Annotated in this window: 24 protein-coding genes; 5 read left to right on the top strand and 19 right to left on the bottom strand. The window is 52.9% G+C overall.

Translation table 11 applies throughout. From position 1 onward, the window contains the following. The first annotated feature begins 172 nt into the window (after positions 1-172). Both F0P93_RS07200 and F0P93_RS07195 read left to right on the top strand, forming a co-directional pair. The gene (locus F0P93_RS07200; RefSeq protein WP_150875648.1) at positions 173-1,228 is read left to right on the top strand and encodes a dihydrodipicolinate synthase family protein; all 1,056 of its coding nucleotides are present in this window, start codon (positions 173-175) and stop codon (positions 1,226-1,228) included. Between the two features lie 19 nt (positions 1,229-1,247). Then, entirely contained in the window at positions 1,248-1,988 is a 741-nt protein-coding gene (locus tag F0P93_RS07195; RefSeq protein ID WP_191908746.1) for a GDSL-type esterase/lipase family protein, read from the top strand. A gap of 65 nt (positions 1,989-2,053) precedes the next feature. Here F0P93_RS07195 and F0P93_RS07190 read toward each other — a convergent pair whose 3' ends face one another. The 12 genes from F0P93_RS07190 to F0P93_RS07135 all read right to left on the bottom strand — a co-directional run bounded on the left by F0P93_RS07190 (position 2,054) and on the right by F0P93_RS07135 (position 10,543). Continuing rightward, entirely contained in the window at positions 2,054-2,422 is a 369-nt protein-coding gene (locus F0P93_RS07190) for a hypothetical protein (RefSeq protein ID WP_150875646.1), read from the bottom strand. Positions 2,423-2,547: 125 nt separating this feature from the next. Further along, positions 2,548-3,360 (bottom strand): AraC family transcriptional regulator, encoded by an 813-nt coding sequence (locus tag F0P93_RS07185; protein ID WP_191908745.1) that lies wholly within the window; start codon positions 3,358-3,360, stop codon positions 2,548-2,550. Positions 3,361-3,420: 60 nt separating this feature from the next. Then, positions 3,421-4,116 (bottom strand): ferredoxin reductase domain-containing protein, encoded by a 696-nt coding sequence (locus F0P93_RS07180; RefSeq protein ID WP_150875644.1) that lies wholly within the window; start codon positions 4,114-4,116, stop codon positions 3,421-3,423. Between the two features lie 356 nt (positions 4,117-4,472). Continuing rightward, on the bottom strand, positions 4,473-4,646 hold the full coding sequence (locus F0P93_RS07175) for a DUF1059 domain-containing protein (protein WP_150875643.1): 174 nt from the start codon (positions 4,644-4,646) through the stop codon (positions 4,473-4,475). A gap of 22 nt (positions 4,647-4,668) precedes the next feature. Further along, positions 4,669-5,115 (bottom strand): DsrE family protein, encoded by a 447-nt coding sequence (locus F0P93_RS07170; protein ID WP_150875642.1) that lies wholly within the window; start codon positions 5,113-5,115, stop codon positions 4,669-4,671. A 78-nt stretch (positions 5,116-5,193) separates the two neighbouring features. Further along, positions 5,194-5,823, bottom strand: a complete 630-nt coding sequence (locus tag F0P93_RS07165) for a Crp/Fnr family transcriptional regulator (RefSeq protein ID WP_150875641.1) — start codon at positions 5,821-5,823, stop codon at positions 5,194-5,196. Positions 5,824-5,962: 139 nt separating this feature from the next. Further along, on the bottom strand, positions 5,963-7,162 hold the full coding sequence (locus tag F0P93_RS07160; protein ID WP_150875640.1) for a DUF3570 domain-containing protein: 1,200 nt from the start codon (positions 7,160-7,162) through the stop codon (positions 5,963-5,965). Between the two features lie 8 nt (positions 7,163-7,170). Beyond that, complete coding sequence (locus F0P93_RS07155; RefSeq protein WP_150875639.1) at positions 7,171-7,401, bottom strand: DUF4266 domain-containing protein; 231 nt, start codon at positions 7,399-7,401, stop codon at positions 7,171-7,173. 28 nt (positions 7,402-7,429) lie between these two features. Beyond that, positions 7,430-8,395 carry an FAD:protein FMN transferase gene (locus F0P93_RS07150; RefSeq protein ID WP_150875876.1) on the bottom strand — a complete coding sequence of 322 codons (966 nt, stop codon included), beginning with the start codon at positions 8,393-8,395 and terminating at the stop codon, positions 7,430-7,432. Beyond that, on the bottom strand, positions 8,392-8,838 hold the full coding sequence (locus tag F0P93_RS07145) for a thioredoxin family protein (RefSeq protein WP_150875638.1): 447 nt from the start codon (positions 8,836-8,838) through the stop codon (positions 8,392-8,394). The genes F0P93_RS07150 and F0P93_RS07145 overlap by 4 nt, the downstream gene beginning before the upstream one ends. Positions 8,839-8,879: 41 nt before the next feature. Further along, positions 8,880-9,413, bottom strand: coding sequence for a Rieske 2Fe-2S domain-containing protein (locus tag F0P93_RS07140; protein WP_150875637.1), 534 nt, complete (start codon positions 9,411-9,413; stop codon positions 8,880-8,882). A gap of 230 nt (positions 9,414-9,643) precedes the next feature. Next, positions 9,644-10,543, bottom strand: a complete 900-nt coding sequence (locus F0P93_RS07135) for a bestrophin family protein (protein WP_150875636.1) — start codon at positions 10,541-10,543, stop codon at positions 9,644-9,646. A gap of 318 nt (positions 10,544-10,861) precedes the next feature. Between F0P93_RS07135 and F0P93_RS07130 the strand changes: the two genes are divergently transcribed. After that, on the top strand, positions 10,862-11,914 hold the full coding sequence (locus F0P93_RS07130; RefSeq protein ID WP_150875635.1) for a dienelactone hydrolase family protein: 1,053 nt from the start codon (positions 10,862-10,864) through the stop codon (positions 11,912-11,914). 17 nt (positions 11,915-11,931) lie between these two features. Here the strand turns inward: F0P93_RS07130 and F0P93_RS07125 are convergent, their stop codons facing one another. Both F0P93_RS07125 and F0P93_RS07120 read right to left on the bottom strand, forming a co-directional pair. Next, positions 11,932-12,390 carry an FKBP-type peptidyl-prolyl cis-trans isomerase gene (locus F0P93_RS07125; protein WP_225309391.1) on the bottom strand — a complete coding sequence of 153 codons (459 nt, stop codon included), beginning with the start codon at positions 12,388-12,390 and terminating at the stop codon, positions 11,932-11,934. A gap of 79 nt (positions 12,391-12,469) precedes the next feature. Continuing rightward, a complete protein-coding gene (locus tag F0P93_RS07120) occupies positions 12,470-12,679 on the bottom strand; it encodes a hypothetical protein (protein ID WP_150875633.1) in 210 nt (69 codons plus the stop codon). A 216-nt stretch (positions 12,680-12,895) separates the two neighbouring features. Between F0P93_RS07120 and F0P93_RS07115 the strand changes: the two genes are divergently transcribed. Then, positions 12,896-13,159 carry a hypothetical protein gene (locus F0P93_RS07115; RefSeq protein WP_150875632.1) on the top strand — a complete coding sequence of 88 codons (264 nt, stop codon included), beginning with the start codon at positions 12,896-12,898 and terminating at the stop codon, positions 13,157-13,159. 95 nt (positions 13,160-13,254) lie between these two features. After that, on the top strand, positions 13,255-13,542 hold the full coding sequence (locus F0P93_RS07110; RefSeq protein WP_150875631.1) for a hypothetical protein: 288 nt from the start codon (positions 13,255-13,257) through the stop codon (positions 13,540-13,542). A gap of 16 nt (positions 13,543-13,558) precedes the next feature. Here the strand turns inward: F0P93_RS07110 and F0P93_RS07105 are convergent, their stop codons facing one another. The 5 genes from F0P93_RS07105 to F0P93_RS07085 form a co-directional block, all read right to left on the bottom strand. Then, positions 13,559-14,005, bottom strand: a complete 447-nt coding sequence (locus F0P93_RS07105) for a YHS domain-containing (seleno)protein (RefSeq protein WP_150875630.1) — start codon at positions 14,003-14,005, stop codon at positions 13,559-13,561. A gap of 36 nt (positions 14,006-14,041) precedes the next feature. Then, the gene (locus F0P93_RS07100; protein WP_150875629.1) at positions 14,042-14,665 is read right to left on the bottom strand and encodes a LysE family transporter; all 624 of its coding nucleotides are present in this window, start codon (positions 14,663-14,665) and stop codon (positions 14,042-14,044) included. Further along, a complete protein-coding gene (locus tag F0P93_RS07095) occupies positions 14,662-15,780 on the bottom strand; it encodes an ATP-grasp domain-containing protein (protein WP_150875628.1) in 1,119 nt (372 codons plus the stop codon). The genes F0P93_RS07100 and F0P93_RS07095 overlap by 4 nt, the downstream gene beginning before the upstream one ends. Beyond that, positions 15,758-16,504: an NRDE family protein gene (locus tag F0P93_RS07090; protein WP_150875627.1), complete on the bottom strand. Its 747-nt coding sequence runs from the start codon at positions 16,502-16,504 to the stop codon at positions 15,758-15,760. The genes F0P93_RS07095 and F0P93_RS07090 overlap by 23 nt, the downstream gene beginning before the upstream one ends. Positions 16,505-16,677: 173 nt before the next feature. Further along, a complete protein-coding gene (locus F0P93_RS07085; RefSeq protein WP_150875626.1) occupies positions 16,678-18,153 on the bottom strand; it encodes a sigma-54-dependent transcriptional regulator in 1,476 nt (491 codons plus the stop codon). Between the last annotated feature and the right edge of the window lie 4 nt (positions 18,154-18,157).

The raw sequence follows: 18,157 nt of genomic DNA, 5'->3' as shown, positions 1-18,157 counted from the left end.
CCGGAAGGCGGTTCTGGAAAGGTTTGAAAAAAAAGATGGCGAACCGGGAGTACCGATTGCGATAATTTGAAGTATTACTGGTTAGGCCAGGGAACGCTGCCGGGTCGCCGATGCGTCCAATGGCATCGGCGACCCGGCAGCGTTCCCATCCAACTCTAAACCCTGATGATCAATGAAATCGCTTACCTCCTTAACCCGGCGGGAATTTCTGGAAAAAATCACCCCGGCCGCTGTGGCCGTTCTCGCCGGTGCCCAGACGTTTCTGCCCGCAACGACGCAGGCAAAAACCGTAGCCAGCGGATACGGGCGGGACGAAAAAAAGTTCGTTCCGGTGATGATCACCCCGTTCGATTCCAATTCCGCCATTGATTACGACCGGCTTTCCCGGTTGATCGATTTTTACCTGAACGCCGGAGCCAAAGGTTTTTTTGCCAATTGCCTGAGCAGTGAAATGTACTTTCTGACCGATCAGGAGCGGATTGCGCTGACCCGGCATGTGGTGAAGCGGGTCAACGGAAAGGTCCCGGTGGTTTCGACGGGTTCATTCGGGGATACGCTGAACGCAAAAGCCGATTTTGCCCGAAAAATTCACGATACCGGTGTGGATGGGGTCATTCTGATTTCGAGTCATTTTGCGGGGAAAGAAGAAAGCGATGCGGTTTTGACGGAAAATGTTGAAAAGTTTCTTTCGCAAACTGGTTCTATGAAGGTCGGAACGTATGAATGTCCGAATCCCTACAAGCGGCTGCTATCGCCCGGTGTGTTCAAATCGCTGGTTGCCAACAAGCGGATGATCTACCACAAAGACACCTCTGAAGACCTGAAAAACATCGAGACCAAACTGGAAATCGCCCGCGGTTCCCAACTCGAATTTTACAATGCGCATACTGCTACCGCCGTGGCATCGCTGCAAAAAGGAGCGCGGGGTATGTCGCCGATCTCCGGTAATTTTTACCCCGAAATCCATAGCTGGTTGTGCCGGAATGCCAACGATCCCTCAAAAAAGGCGGATCTCGACTGGATTCAGTCCGAAATTACCCGAACCGAACCCATTATCTCGAAATTTTATCCGCTTAGCGCCAAATACTTTTTGAAGAAAAGAGGAGTACCTTTGGAACTGGTCAGCCGGGCGAAGGCCCAGGCAATCCCGGCGGAGCAGCTAAAAATTCTGGATGATACCTACACGACGTTTCTCGGCTGGTGCGACCGGCTGGACATCAAAGGGTAGGGGACGTTACTCAAAAGTTATGATGCGATCCGTTGAGGCTTGTTTGATTTCTCTCGTTTTGTTCCTTTCAACTCCCGTGTCGGCCCGGTTGACCGATCACCCTGCTTTTCAAAGCCATTCACCGCAAAGCCAGCAGGACACGACCGCGAAAGTGATCACGATCCTGGGTTTTGGTGATTCGATTACTCAGGGTGGCGCTGATTTTGTTTCCTACCTTTTTCCGCTTCAGAAAAAACTAGGGAAGGCGGGGTATTCCGTCCAATTTATTGGCCCAAAGGCCAGTACCACCCCGACGGATACGGTTTATAACGCCGGTTACGGGGGCAAAAATGCTGAGTTTCTGGCAGCCAGTGCGGATAGCCTTTACAGCCGGTTTCCTGCGGACATCGTTTTGCTGCACACCGGTCACAACCATTTTGATACTGAAAATCCGGTAGCCGGTATTATTACAGCTCAGAAATCAATCATTGCCCAACTGACCGCCATCAATCCGCGGGTTGTCATCCTGGTGGCGCAGGTTATTTCCAGTGGCAAACTCCCGAAGTACAGCTACATTCCAGCCCTCAACGAGCAAATCGGAGTGATGGTCAAAGAGGTGAACAGCAGGCATGTAATGCTGGTTAATCAGGAGAAAGGCTGGGACTGGCAAACCGATGCAATCGCCGATAAAGTCCACCCGAATGCACAGGGGGCCGAAAAAATAGCCCAGACCTGGTTCGATGCCTTAAAAAGGGTTTTGCCACGGCCTAAAAAAGGATGATTGAAATCAAAAATGAGCACACGAATGGGGCGGATTGATGCAGATAAAAATCTGTTCAATTCACTTCATCGCATCGGCGACCCGGCCGCGTTCCCGTCTTCATTGACCCGGTCGGGCGATTGCCGGGCTGTGGCTACCGATTGTTCAAAGTCGTCAGGAGACAATGACGAAAACTCGTTGACAAACAGGATCGGGCCGGTTTCGCCTTCCGCATATTCCGTACCCATTCGCAGCCATAAATTCCAGTCCGGTGCCTGCATATGGGAAACCGTGCCGACTACTTTTGAGTCTTCCGGGCGTTGGGCGTAGAGGCCGGCATAACTAACCACCAGATTCGGCAGTTGCCGCAAAAACGCATTCTGTACCTCCGTGGGGAGTTGATTGAACGTAAACCGGGCCTCTTCGGCCCAGTGCGTATCGAAAGGAGCTTCCATGATTAGGGGTAATAAAAGGCGGTTTGTGCTTACGGTTTATGGGAGAAACAGGCGTTCAAGATACCCATCTTTTGCATAGGCTTCGATTCCCCGTTGCCTTATCTGAAAAAAAAAGAACGTAACCGTCATCGATACTTTTTTCTAAAACTGGCCGGCGATGTCCCAATCGTTTTACTGAACAACCGGATGAAGTATTTCTCGTCGTCGTAGCCCAACTGAAACGCAATTTCCTTAACGCTGTTGGTGGTATACACCAGGAATCGCTGGGCTTCCCGAAAAATTTCAAGCTGGATGAGGTAGGTTGAGGAAAACCCGGTGACCGCCTTGACGGTATCGTTCAGGTAACTGACGGTTATATTGAGTTTTGACGCATAATCAGCGGTTTTTTTCAGGAGGAGAAAATGGGCTTTCACCAACTGATGAAACCGCCTGGTAATTTCCATGCTCCGGGATGAATAGCTTTGAATGCGTTTGTCTTCCTGCGCTTGAAAAATCAGTACGATTTTGTAAAATAGGGCATTGATCAACGTTTGGAGAAGCCGCTGATGAAAGTTTGCCGGTGATTTCTCGCATTCGGTTGAATAGATCAGATTGAAAAGGGTGCATACCTCTGTTTTTTCGGCCTCGTCCAACTGGAGTAAAATGACTTTCACAAAGGATTGGTCGATCACGCTGCGGGCCTTTTCGTCGATAAAGTGTGCATCAAAAGCCAGTAGCCACCCGGCAGGATCTTTGGCAAAACCGAGTTCGTGAATTTGTCCGGGACGGGTTATTAAAAGGGAGGAAGGCTGGATGTCTATATTCTGGAAATCGACACTAAAATTCAGGCAACCACTTTCCATAAAAAAGAAGCAATAATGGTCGTGGCGGTGGGGAATCCTGACTTTTTCATTGACAAGTTCCAGGGTGGTTTGATCCGAAAGGGATAAAATTCCCATTTCGAACGGATTTTTTTCCAAATGAAAGAGGGGAATATCGTGGGTCGCCATGCTGCTTTTTTATGACCAGAACCCGTGGGCCTGGAATGTCGCCGGTACGTCCGGTATTGCCTTCAGCTTTTTTCGCAAGCTTTTCACCAGGGGCGTATGGCCTGCCAGATATACCGAGGTATACGCGCTCAACTCTTTTGAAAGCGCCCATTGTTCCAGGGTTTCCAGGCTGTTTCCGTGCGGGTTGAAGATAAATTCAAATTCGGGATTATTCGCTATCAGGGTGGACGGTAGCTGGTAAATTTCAGGCAGTATGATCACGACTTCCATCGGAAACCGTTTTCGGTCGGTTAACTGCTTCATCCCTAAAAAATGCCCGATCGCAGTGCCGTCGCCCAGGCACAGGATTCTCCCTTCTTTCGTCGGCACCTGGGCTGCGTGGGCAACGCCTAAGGGGATCTTGTCGCCCTTTTTTAGGCGCTGAACCCAGCGGCTTCCGGCTCCGTCGTGTCCGGCCTGGATATAGAGGGTGCAAATTCTTTCTCCGGCCTTCCAGATGGCCGGGGTATAATCCCGGTATTCAAACTCTGCGACTTTGCATTTCAAGCGTTGGATGGTGGTCCATTTTTCCATTGCCGTGGTGGGAAGGTGAACGTCGACTTCATACAGCGTGGCCGGTTGCCAGGCCCGAATGGCCACGACGTGTGAAGGCGTTGAAAGTTTATCGATTAGCTGCGATACGGCTTTTTTGAGAACATTTGCCATCAATCAGTCATTTGTTTCGGCAAAAGTATCGCAAAATGACAGGGCTTTTGTCCAACAAATGGCCTGAATAGGTGGACGAATGGCGGCAGTTTTGGAATTCGTTCAACCTTTCTTGTTTTGATACACGACCGTCAGGCCGGGCCGGAATCAATCCATGTTTGCTTAATTATTTCTACTCAAAATCAAATTCGGTGACTTCCGGCTCCCTTCAGTCGGGGGGGTACCCTGCGCCGGCGAAATAAAAGGACGAAACAGGGAAACTAGCCGTGCCCCGTTTCGTCCGATTGCTAAGTAAAGAAGACTCCCTGCTCGTTCGGGAGCGGTACCTCTTTACGGACCCTTCCGACAACCTGTTATCAGGCTTCCTCTTTGATCAACGTTTTGACCTGTTCAGCTATTTCCGGCGTAACCGTCAGGCCGTGAACCGTCAAGGCATGTTCAGCCGCCTGTTGCAATACTTCGTCGTCGGTGGTGCCGTTGATAACGCCTTCACAATCGAAGCCAACGTCCCGGCAATGGAGAGTTTTCATGGTTTTATGGAGTTTGGAATGGTTAATACGTAAACAGGCGGTCGCTCTCCGTGGCCAGCCTGATCAGCACGGTGGGCAAGGCAAATTCAGCCGGTTTGTCTTTCAGGTCAGCCGCGGTCATGCCCCGGGCTTTCGCGGAGTTGCCCGACAGGTAAAACCGCCCATTTCCTTTTACAATGGCATCGTAATGTTCACGAAGGTTGCCGGTGCCCAAACCGGTCAATTGGTTGAGAGTTTCATCCTGTAACAACTTTACGCCATCGCCCGCCAGAAAAAGATTGACCGTGTGGCCTTCGTCGAGGGCGGTTTTGGCCACCAGAAAAGCCAGGGCAGCCCGGGTGGGGTCCTGGCTTTGCGTAACGTGAATGAGAAACGTCAGCTTCCGGGCTGGCGTTGTGCCGGAGTTGGATTGTGCTTGCATGCTGGCGATGGATAGAATGAAGGCAATCAGGGTATAGTAGGTTTTCATCCTGTTAGCGGTTGGTTGGTACAAATCTATACCCGTCCACCGCTAAAAAACGGTATCAAAAGATACACAAGCCCTCAATTATTTTAGCTGAATTGAACCTCTGAACAATTTGACTTTGCCCTGCTGTTCAAACCCCTTCAGGATGCGGGAAATAACCACCCGGGTGGTGCCCAGTTCATACGCCAGATTCTGGTGCGAAATGGCAATTTGGGCGGTATTTTCTTTTTTGGCCCGCTCGGTCAGGTAAGAAAGAACCCGTTTGTCGATCGGATCAAACGCGACGCTTTCAAACGATCCCAGCAATTCATCGTAGCGGCTGCGAAAGGTCTGGATCAGGTAGGCGTTCCACGAAGAATATTTCAGTTGCCATTCGTTGACGAGCCGGGTGGGAAAAACGAAAATTTCGGACGGTTTGGTGGCCACCCCGTAGGACGAACTGGTGTGGTTGAAATACGCGGCTGAAAGTGACATCATGCACGTCTGGCCTTCCCGAACGTAGTAGAGCAGAATTTCCCGATCCTCTTTTTGCTGGAAAACCCGGATTTCGCCTTTGATGACGATGGGCAGAAAGTCCAGGTATTGCCCCTCCCGAATCAGGGTATCGTCTTTGTTAACTTTTAGGAATTTTCCGTGGGTCAGCATTTCCTGACGAAGTGCCGACTCCGTGAAAACCAGAGGCAGTTTGGCTAGAATTTCACTTTCTTCCATGCAGATTGGTCGATTAAGAGGACAGATGGGTTCGGACTTTTGTGAAACCGGGAGCGGACTATTCCCAACGGGTTTACGTCAGAAGACCCGGTTACCAAAGATAAGAATCTGCACGACTTTTCGCATCAATTGCAAGGGTCTACTTGAACTTCGCCAGCAAGGTTACGCTGTTGGCCGTCAGGCCAGTGCTGCGGCTGTAGCGACCATAGCGGAGTTCGACGCTCTGCCAGCGGTTGATGCCAAGCAAACCGCCCGGCGGAGCCAGCCGAATGCCCATACCCAGAAACTGGCTGGTAAACCCCGAGATGTCGTAATCACTGGTGTAATACCGCTCGGTGGTGGCGTGTTGGCCGTAGGCGGCAAAATACCGAACCGCCGTCTGTTTGCTGAAGCGATAAAATGGACTGATGGACACGAAGGAGGTCAGCTTGATGGGCGTTTCCAGGTTGACGGTATGCGCCTGCATGCCCCAATTGTCGGCATAATACCGGTAGAACGAACGAATGATTACGCGGTCGCCGAGGAAGTAATGGACGCGAAGGCCGAGAGGCAGTTTCAGGCGTGAACCCGGCAATCGTTCAACGGTTTCGGAACCTTCATTGAAATAAATCCGGTGAAAGGGCGTGCTCAGGAGCCCTTGCTGAAACGAGGGTTCGAGCGTCAAAAAAGCCTGTAGACGTTTGTTGATCACCTGTGAAACGGACGCACTGGCGTTGTAGGAATTACGCGGTTTGTGGTCAACCGGGTCCATGTCACCTTCTGCCCCCGAACCGTAGCCCTCAGGGCGGAGTTCGGCGGGGAGTATTACCGTCCAGGTATCGAAAAAGGCCCCGGCTTTCAGCGTTAGGTCCCGGTTGTTATCGACCGACGACTTGCTGTAACTGACGCTCACACCGTAAGACTTGTAATCATACTCCGTCGAATAAGCAAACGAAATGCCTTTGGTAACCCGCCGGACGTCGTCGCGCATACTCCACGACAGCGACGGATACACGTGCGTGTCACTCCGGGAGGCCGACGAGATCGTCAGTGGGTCGATTTTGTCGGACGAAGCGGAAGTATAGTGATCAATATTCAGGTCGAAAACCAGGCTGTGCCGCCGGTTTTGCCGGTCGGTGGTAGTCAGCACCACGTCGAGCGACTGGGCAAAATCGCGCAGGGATTCTGAACCAATGCCGCCGGTTACGGCCGAATTCTGGCCCGACTGTTCATAGTAGCTCGATACCAGGTTGATTTCTTCCACCTTCAGTTTCCGCTTTTCGTAGGCAGGAGCTTCCTGCGCATACCCGGTCCGCATCAGGCTCAGCAGCAAGCCAACGGACAGACAGATTTTTTTCATAGGGGTGGTTAATTACAGCCGCAGCCTCCTCCGCTTTTTCCGCCATTGGCACCGGCTGCACCTTCGCGGTAGAGGTAAAAATTCTGCTCAAACTTTTCTGATTTTCGTGCTGAGAGTTCCATGTCGGCATCGTTGATGCGGCTTTTCTGGTATTCCTTGACGGAGACGCAGCCCGACAGGCCTGCGCCAAGCAGCGCCAGTGCCAGCCTCGTTGCGGGGATGATTCGTTGGTTTAGCATAGGTAAGTAAAACAAGTCAGAGTGGTTTTCAGAGAGTCGCCGACTTGACCAGCCGGATGTTGGTTGACGTATACACGTGATCGTGGTCATCGATGAGGATGCAAGCCAGGTGTTGCATCTGGTTGATCAGATCGAGCCCGACCCGGACGCCCATCACCATCACGGGCGTAGCCAGGGCATCGGCCAACTCGGCATTGGGGGCGATGATCGTCACGCTTTTAATCCCGGAAACCGGATAGCCGGTTTTCGGATCGATGGTGTGGGAGTAGCGCCGATTGCCGATCATGGCGTATTTTTCGTACGTACCCGAGGTTGCAATAGCCATATTGCTGATGCTCAGGTAAGAAAAGGCCCGTCCGGCGGTTGCGTTTCGGGCCGCGTCCGGGTCGGCAATGCCGATGGTCCAGGGTTCGCCGTTCGGTTGCAGGCCCCAGGTGGTCAGATCGCCGGCGGCATTGACAATGCCGCTTCCGACGCCCAGCGATTGCAGGAGTCGCTTTGCCTGTTCGGCAGCATACCCTTTTCCAATCCCGCCAAAACCGATCCGCATTCCCCGTTCTTTCAGAAACACGGTGGTGTTCTTTTCGTCCAGAACCACGTTGCGGTAATTGATGAGCCGCACCATCTGCCGGGCGGTTTTCGGATCGGGTAGCGCGGTCATGGTTGTGTCAAAGTTCCAGAGTCGTTTGTCGATCGAGCCGTAGGTGATGTCGAACGCGCCCTGGGTCAGGGCCGACAGCCGCAGCGACCGTTGAATGAGTGCAAAGACTTCCGGATCGACCGGAACAGCCCGGATGCCTGCGCCAGCGTTGATCTGATTGGTCTGGCTACCTTCGTCAAAAGTGGTCAACAGCCGTTCGATGCGGCTAATTTCGGCAATGGCCGCATCGATGCAGGCGTTGGCCCAGTCAGCGTCGGGACTCACGACGCTCAATTCGAAGCGATTCCCCATAAGTCGCTGGATTCGCTGGTGAAGAAGTCCGGCGGATTTCATTCGTTCTGCCCGGCGTTTGCCGCCTGAATAGACGCCATGACCGACGATGCTGTCATGGACGGCGAATAGCCATCCCATTCGTTCAATACCCGTCCGCTGGTGTCGAGCAGAACCGTAAAGGGGAATTTTCCCTTCTTGTTGTATTTTTCAGCCAGTGCCTCGTTATGAGCTTCCTGCCGGGCATCCAGTTTGTTTTTGGAAAGACGTGGGAAATCGGCGCGTACCAGCACCAGGTGATCCGTTGCAAATACCTGAAAGGCTTCGGATTCGAAAATGTCTTTTTTTAATTTGATACACGGTCCGCACCAGTCGGAACCCGAAAAATTAAGTAAAATCAGTTTGTGGCTCTTTTCCGCTTCAGCTTTTGCCTGATCCAGGTTGAGCTGCCACTGGGGGGCCGACACGGCGAAGAACGCCAGGACGGATAAAAGGAAGACTTTCATAGGTTTTTAGTTGGATGAATGAAAAAGGGGCGTGTTGGGATTCACGAATTATAAACAACCAGCGTTTTTCCGTCGGTGGCGGTTTTGTAGACGGTGATGCCTTTGCTGCCAAAACTGTTTTTGCCTTTGCCGGTCAAGTCGAAGCGGGCCCCATGCTCGGTGCAGTAAAACTCAGTTTTGTTGAAGATGATTTTTTTCTTGGGTTCATGGCTGCAGGTTTGTGTAACTGCGACATATACCCCTGCGCTGACCTGTGCGACAACAATGCCACTTTGGGCCAGGTAACCCCCGACGGTTTTCAGGGCAGTTGCTGCCGAACTTGTCAGGTCAATTGTTAACAGGCGGCTGGCTATCGTGCTCAGATCGGTACCAGATGTGGTGGTGCTTGTGCCTGGGGTGGTCACCGTACCGCTGCTGGGCGTGGCGGTGGTCGACGAAGCAGGAGTCGTGCTTTGCGGACCCGCCAGGGTCAGGGCATCCACCACCGTGTCCTCTTCGTGGATGCAGGAAGTCATGGCAACCAGCAGGGCCGCCCCGGAAAAGCCTAATGATTTTAAAAATTCAAAGCGCGTCATGGGTTTCGATGGCAGTAGGGTAGCGTTACCTACCCATACGGGATATTTGCCACGATCGTTGCCACGCCGTTCGATTTTTTTTGACCGGAGTTGGGGGCCGGCCTTTGGTTAAGGTCTATACAGGGTTGAATAGCCGATTCTTTTGGCCGAACCGACGGCTCCTGCCCGGTCTTTGGGGATTTAGGGTGAAAAGCGAAAGTGTAAAGGATTATCGGATGTAAGGCCTAAAATCACAGGGTGTAATAATCGTAGGGAAGCAGTTTTGGCGGTATTTCTTTATAATCCGTCATGGTTTTGAGGTTGATCTCAATCGTGCGCGCAATCGACGTCATCGGGGTATCGGTTGGCTGGTTCTCAAACGGGTCCTGGAGTTGAACGGCACTTTTTTCGAGCAGCAGAAAGGCGCAGGAAATCAGCGTCACCAGCGGCACATCCAGGTAATACAGATCCGCTTCGAAACAGAATGGTAAAATGGCGGCAAAAAGATAGATGAACAATTGCAAGTTGAACGTATAAGTACGCGGAAAAGGCGTGTTCTTAATCCGTTCGCAGCGACCCATCGAGTCGGTCAGGGTGTTCAGCGTGGTGCTGATCTGCACCATTTGATAATCCGATAATTGCCCGGTTCGGTAAAGCTGGCCGACGGCTAAACCGTGTTCGAGCATCAGCGCATTGGGTCGGTTGTCGGTTGCCAGAATGGACTCGACGGTGGCCGGGGTCAGAAATTCATGCAACCGCCGTTCAACTTCATGCCCCCGCAGCGAATCGCCCAGCACAAAACACCAGGCGCATTGCCGCTGCACAAAGGCGTGAATGATCATTTGTTGGTTGGGGGTTACGGGCAGAAACATCTGGAGTTGCCGGATCAGACTGCGGCTGTCGTTGACGATGGCGCCCCAGATAATCCGGGCTTCCCACCAGCGGTCGTAAGCCTGATTGGTGCGAAAAGCCAGAAGCAGCGAAATGCAGGTGCCCAGCAAAGTCGGAATCGCAATGGGAATGGTCAAATACCTGAGGTGAAAAAAGTACTTGGCCAAAACGACCACATTGGCAAACAGAAATACCAGCATAGCCTCCCGGCGAATTTTTCGAAACAAAAACGTGAACGGAATTGATTTGTCAAGTAACATGATTCTGGCAGATAAGGAGTACGGTTTTGGTGACTGTGTTTTTTGAATCAGATCGTACAAAAAAAGCCAGACGACGGAAGTCCTCTGGCCCTATGATATCGCTAATGAAACGGTTATTTTTTCAATCAGGCACCTTTCACAGTAACCCCGCTTAGTCGCGATTTACAATTACAAAACCCGCCCCGGAAAAAAATGTTTTTAAGGAGGAAATATTTTTTTCCGGTAAAACGTCACCCATGAATCGACTAGTCACTTTTTGTGATAATTTCAGCAATTCACCTCGTTTCAGATCTGGACGTGGTAACCGGTTTTCTCACCATGAAACACACGAGACGGAATTTTATGAAGTCGCAACTGATGGGCGGACTTGGCGTGCTTTCCACCGCCGGTAGTTTGCCAATGGCGGACGGTTTGCAACCCACCCCCCCGATTTTGTCGGCCGAGACCTTGCGGAAACACTACCAGACCTGCCTCGGCGGGCCCTTTCCAAAAGCCTCACCCTTGCTGCCGCAACTCCGGGAAACGATGCCGAATGACGGCTACCGCATTGAGTCGATCACCTACGAGGTGGAGCCCAACGACCGGGTTCCGGCGCTGTTGTTAATCCCGGAATCGGCGACGGCTCAAAAACCGGCCCCGGCCATTGCCGTCTGGCACCAGCACAATGGCGAATATCACCTGGGCAAATCCGAGCCGGCGGGTCTGGCCGGTAATCCGATGCACCATACCGCCGTGGCGCTAGTGCGCGAGGGCTACGTCGTGTTGTGTCCCGATGCGCTTTGTTTCGAGGAAAGGCAGGACCCAACCGGAAAGCTGAAAAAAGGGGATTATGAACGCTTTGAGTTTCTGCGCCAGGTGGTCCGGGGGCGCAGTATGGCCTGGAAAAATGTGCTGGAAATGCGCCGGGCGGTCGATTACCTCAGTAGCCGTCCGGAAGTACGCGCCAACCGGATTGGCTGTTACGGGCACTCGATGGGATCGACCCACTCCTGGCTGGTGGGGCCGCTCGAAAACCGCCTGAAATGCATCGTCGGGAACTGTTGTTTGCCATCCTATGCCGCCATCGAGCACGAACACCTGCTGCATTGCTTTCCGAATTTCGTGCCGGGCTGGCTTCAGTATGGCGATACACCCGACATCGCGGCCCTCATTGCGCCCCGGGTTCTGCACTTAAACTTTGGAGAAGAAGACTCGGGCTCACCGATTGACTTTGTTCGGAAGGCCATTCCCCGGATTGCACAGGCGTACCAGAAAGCCGGTGCCGCCGGAAACTTCACTTCCTTTATCGAGCCGGGACAGGGCCACGTGCTGTCCGACGCCATGTGGGCAAGAGTCAAAGCGGTTTTTGCCCAACACCTTCAAGGCGGCTGATTGGGTCGAAGGCGTTCCTAATTACTCTGGATGAGGTCGATCGTAAACACCAGAATCGAATTGGCCGGAATTCCGTTCAGGGCCTGTGCGCCATACGCTAAACTGGGGGGTAAATACAGCGTAATGCTGCCACCGGGAGCAATGAGCGGAATGCCTTCCTGCCAGCCCACAATGAGTTGGTTTAAACCAAAGGTGATGTTTTTTGAACTGTCAAAGGTGGTTCCGTTGGTCAGTTTTCCTACATAATTGACGGTCACGGCAGAACACAGCGTTGGTTTGGTTCCGGTGCCGGGGGCTTGGATGCTGTAGTAAAACCCCCGACCGTCGGCCATTGCCGAAATGCCGCTGGAGTCGATGTACTTTTTCAAGGCCGTGATTTCCGCCTGGGGTGCCTGGAGGGTAGGAATGGCTGGGTCGCAGGGCGTCTGTTCGGCCTGTTGACAACTGCCGGCCAGCAAGGCCAAGGCCAGTAACATAAATCCGTATCTTTTCATAGAAAACAAATGGGCCGCAAGCTACAGCATTCGCCGAACATACCCTACAGCCAGCCCCATTTTACTCTTCTCGAATGAGGGAAATTCCCCGCATCAGCGACGTAAAAGCCAGGTAGGTAAACAGAATGACGCTACCGATTTTGGCCACGACGGCCATCCAGCCGTATTCATCGATCACCCGCATGGCCTCCTCGTTGGCATAGACCTGAACCGACATGTAGACAAAGGAGAAGGAGAGAAGAATTAACCCAATACCGGCCGCTTTTTTCATGATCGAAGAAGGTTTTTTGCGTCTCTAAATATAGTCGATTCTCCGGGAATTGCAATCAAAGACAGCCGCCATGACACAGGGGGCGCCATTTTCGGGAAGAAATTCTATTTACAAAAAAAGCGGTCGTTGGATACGGGTTCCGGGAGTTTCTACTATCTTACGGCCGACAAACGTATACTACCCCGGTTAGCTTGCCTACTTATTCTACTCAACCCAATGTGGCTTTACTTTTCGCTTTGCTATTCACAAGGGAAAAACCGTTCCTGCCGACTCTACTCCAATGAGCTGGAACACCTGATGGAAGTTTTAAATTATTTTGCCAGTTCAGGATGTCGGCTTCTTTCGGCGTTTCTGGTCGATAACGAGGGGAAACGGACCGACCTGCCCCTGGCCGCTTTCGACGGTTTACCGCTAACCAGTGGCATGCACGGGCTGGAAAGAGAATATCAACGAGCCTTGATAACCCCTTTTTGTGAATAGAGCAGCATCGTTAAAAGTCTGATTATTAGGTTATGCCAAATGAATTGCCTACCTTCTGGGAAACGATGAAAAAATCGCCGAAGTGGTGAACTGCTATGGAAACATTAGAAATGGGTTTGACAAAATTCAGGTTGTCATTTAAGCCGTCGGAGGCTTCCCCAACGGTCTTGTTCTGGGATGAAAAATTTGCGAGAGACGATGAAGACCGGTTCTTTAAGGTAGTCGATAAAATGGTGAAATACGCGCTCCGAAAAGGCGATGCCAGCCGGAAATTTACGTACGAAAGTGCAGTAGGTAATCTCCGGCTGTATATCAAACTGGTAGACAATGACCGCGTATGGTTTCACAATCTGCTAAAAAAATACCAGGACGAAACCGCGTAGCCGTTTCGTCCCGACTCTATTTCTTCTCTCTTGCCTCAACCCAATTCGTATCCGCTTTCTGAATATAACCAGGCCGGTCCTTGTTCCATTCCGTCCGCACTTTCTGGTTGTAATTAAAATAGAGCTTGTTATCGACGATCGTCCAGGCATCGGGTTGCGTGGGAGCTTTGTAACCCCTCGACATACCGAAGGCACAATACCCGCCGTACTGTGGGGCAAACCGTTCGGGTTCAGCCTGAAAAGCTGCTTTGTTTTTTTCGCTGGCAAAATGCCAGTGGGCGCCCTGCCACGTCCAGGTCAGCGAATCGGCCCCTAAAACGGGTTTCCCTTCGGTAAAATAACCCACCGGGTCATAGCCACCCAGGGCTTTGTCGGAAGTTGAAAAGATAACGGGTTTCTGGGCAAAAACCGTGGAAACAAAGAACAAAAAAACAATGGTTAACCGGACAAAATTGCGTTGCATGATGAATTGGGGTTAGTAGAACAATCGTTAAAAAACTCATTGGTTCGATGCCAGTACCAGGCCCTGAACAATGGCCAAGCCCACACACAGCCAGCCCATAAGGCGGTCGAACCGGTGAAGGTGGGCCACCAGAAAAGTATTCAGACGCTGGCTTACGCCAACAAAAAACCACAAACCGGTCAGGGTTCCCAGCGCAATCCCCAGCACATACACCAGAACCGACGGTGAACCCGCCAGGCTGACCCAGCCTTTCTGGGTGAGCAATACTGTATAAAAAAGCCAGAACGGAAAAGCTGCCACGTTGATGACACTCAGGCCAAGACCCAACCCGAACGCGCGGGTTGCGGTTCGGTCGGCGGGCGTCGGCGGGCGGCTTTGTTTCCGGAGGTAGTAAAGCCCCAGAATCAACAGCAGGAGCAGGGTGAACCCGTCGGTGAGAAATTTAAAAAAGGCATATTGTGAGATCTGTTCCGTGAGCCACACCGCGATGTAGCCATACATGAACTCGATCAGGGTACAGGCCAGAGCAAATTCGAGAGCCGCCCGAAGACCCTGCCGCAACGATACCCGAATGATGGTCAGGTTTAGAACACCCGGCGGCAGAGACCCCAGAAAACTGACCACCCAGCCGACCACAAAATTTCCGGCGAACAGCATCATGACGGTCTGGTAGTTTTGTCCCGTTGAATACGGCGGTAAATGGTTCGGGCTTCCCGGAAAGTCATATACGGCACACCGCGTTGGTGGTTGGACCGGCTGATGGCATACAACACCTGCCAGTGTCGGAGCAACACCCGCCAGGCCGTCCGGATCGAAGAGCCGGGTTGGTAGATGTGCGCCGGTTCGGCACCTGCTCCGTTGAGTTCCAGGATCCGGATGGTTTGCCCCCGCAGAAGATCGTCGATTGAGCGGCAGCGGAGGTCGTAGCGACCGTAGTAAAAACCGTCTACCGATTGACTGATCTGGTCGAAAACCGCCACCAGTTCCGGCGTAATCAGATGATTACCATCCAGAAACTTCGTACCCCGGCAGTGGTTGCCGATGGGCTCCAGCATCGGGGTTTCTCCGGGTTCCGGCACATAGGTTAACCGTTCGCCATACCGTTCCATCAACACCGGCAATTGAAGCCGGGCGCGGGGATTCCGCCGGAGTAATTCCAGCATCGTAGATGTTCCATCACCCACCACCGACAGAAACTCCTTGACCACGATGGAAGAAACCGTTCCGGTCGGCTGGCCTGGCATCCGGTAATAAAACACGCCCAGTTCCAGTGGTTCATCGACGTATTCCTGCACGATTAGGGCTAAATCCGCCGGCGTATCGTTCAGATACGCCGTCAATTCGGCGACGGAATGGAGCTTTTCGACCCGCCAGCCCCGCTCTCCGCGGTCGGGTTTGGCCACGATGGGGAACCAGCAATCGGCTAGCAGCATCTGATCCAGAACAGCATCGATGGTGGGTTGGAGGAAAAACAGGGTTTTCGGTTTGTAATGTGCGTCGATGCGGTTCAGAATGTCCATTTTCGATTCGCCCAGCATCCCGCCCGATTCAATGCCGGGGTTACTGGCCGAAAAGAAAAACCAGGAACGGGCCTTGAGCGCGAGCCAGCCGTAGTAGATGATTACCGGGAAATAGACCACGGAAAAAGGCCAGTATTCCCAGTGCCGGAGCCGAATCAGAAACCGGTCTACCCGCTGGTTGAGCCGGTCGGCCCAGCTCGGAACCGCAGCGGAAACCGGGGGGCGGAGACGTTCAGTGGACGTAAGTAAGTTCATGGGATGGCGTTAGTTGCTGATACAGGAATCGGGACGTTGTCAGGTCTTCGTAGAAAATCTCGGTGTGGTCCGGGCAGTGCCGAACGGTGGTCAGGCTGAGGGTTTGCATCCCGTCTCCCCGGTTCATCAACACCGCATTCTGTGGGTCGTCCCGGCCGGCCTGCTTGTGAAACTGGCGAATGCCAGCCACGGTAAACTGCGTTTGTTGCCGGAGCCACGTCTGAAACCAGACTTCGCGACGGGCAACCACGGTGGACGTGTAGAGCGTCGAAGACGACCAGATGGCGGGTTGAGCCGGGTCAGGCTGGCGGCTGTGGGCGGTTTTTCCATCCCAGCGCACTTCCCAAAGTTGCCCCGGTTGCAGGATGAGCAGCGTAAAGGGTTCGAGGTTTTTAAAATCAAAACCGGCCAGCCATTCGCCCGGAGAGGCATACCGGAACACCTCCAGAACCACCAGTCCCCGGCTGTGGCGGTAGGGCGGATGGGCCGTATGCGCCTGAAAAGCACCGTTCAGCAGGCAAACCGTGGTAGGCGTAAAACCGGGTTCGTGGGCCGTGGCAATCCACGAACCGTGTCCCTGGGGGTCCTGCGGGAAATAAACCGCTTGTCCATTGAGCGTCGATTTGACGGGAAAACGCGCGGAAGGCCGGGCGGTTTTTTCGTCGCGGCTGGCGGTGATCAAATACGCACCCTTTGCCAGGGGAAGGTAAGAAACGGTACACATGGCGCAACTTAATTAACAGATACTATCTGGTAATCAAGCCATATGCCAGTCGTTTAAGGTTTGTGTAATGGTTTGATGATTAAATGGTTAGGTGGCTTTCTGTGGCTAGGGTAGAACAGCGTTGGTTACGGTATTTCAGGAATGTCAGGACATTTCAGGAGGAGTGAAGGGGATCAGGGTCGGGTAATGCCAAGCTTTTTCATCTTCGATTCGAGCGTGGTTGGAATGACATCCAGAATCCGGGCGGCCCCGTGATCTCCGCTGACTTTCCAGTGGGTGGATTCCAGCACGGTGATGATGTGGTTGCGCTCGCATTCTTCCAGCGTCAGGGGCGTTACTTTACGGGCCAGCGGATTCTTGCGGTCGCGCCAGTCGTTGCCCGTCCAGTCGCCGAGTTCGAGTTGTCGGCCGGTCGAACTGATCAATGAGCGTTCAATGATGTTCTCCAGTTCACGGATGTTGCCGGGCCAGTTGTACGCCGTCAGCATATCGATCACGCGGGTCGGAATGACCTCGATCCGGCGGTTTAGATCGGGACCGTGTTTGTCGCAAAAGTGCCGCACCAGCAGCGGAATGTCTTCTTTTCGTTCGCGAAGGGGCAGGCTTTTAACCGGGAACACATTCAGCCGGTAATACAAATCTTCGCGAAAGCGGCCGTTTTCAATTTCGACTTCCAGATCGCGGTTCGTAGCCGCCAGCACCCGAACATTGACGCGCAGGGTTTTGGTGCCGCCGACGCGCTCAAATTCGCCTTCCTGCAACACCCGCAGCAGTTTGGATTGCAGGTCGAGGGGCATTTCACCGATTTCATCCAGAAAAATAGTGCCGTTCTGGGCCAGTTCAAATCGCCCGGTTTTCTGGCTGGTCGCGCCGGTAAAGGCTCCTTTTTCGTGACCGAACAGCTCGCTCTCGATGAGCGTAGGCGGCAAAGCTGCGCAGTTGACCTTCACCAGCGGTTTGTTTTTCCGACTACTGTGTTCGTGAATGGCCCGCGCCAGCAGTTCTTTGCCCGTACCGGATTCGCCCAGAATCAGCACCGTCGTATTGGTGGGGGCCACCTGCTCTATTTTGGTCAATACACGCCGGAAGGGTGCACTTTGGGTTACGATTTCGCTGAAACCACTGGTCTGGCTGATCTCATCGCGGAGGTAAGAATTTTCGGCCTGAAGCTGATCTTTCAGCGTTTCCAGTTCGGCCAGGGCGCGGCTGAGGGCTTCGGTTCGTTCCTGAACCCGCTGTTCGAGCTGTTCATTGAGTTTCTCCAGATCTTGACGCATTTGCCGCAGCGCCAGGTGCGTTTGAACCCGCGCCAGAACTTCGGGCAACTGGAACGGTTTCGTGATGTAATCCACAGCACCCATGTTGAACCCGTTGATTTTGTCGATGGATTCGGTCAGGGCGGTCATAAAAATCACCGGAATGTCGGCGGTTGTGGGGTTGTTTTTGAGCTGTCGGCAGGTCTCGAAACCGTTCAGGCCGGGCATCATCACGTCGAGCAGAATCAGATCGGGCCGGGCGTGACGAACCTGTTCGAGGGCACTTTTTCCGTCGCGCTCGGCCAGCACGCGGTACCCATAATGGGTCAGCGCATCGAATAAAATGCTGATGTTGTGGGGCGTATCGTCAACGACAAGAATACTGGCGGACATAAGA

It is taken from the genome of Larkinella humicola (genome assembly GCF_008727875.1).
Taxonomy (GTDB): Bacteria; Bacteroidota; Bacteroidia; order Cytophagales; family Spirosomataceae; genus Larkinella; species Larkinella humicola.
This window is presented reverse-complemented; position numbering and strand designations above follow the sequence as displayed.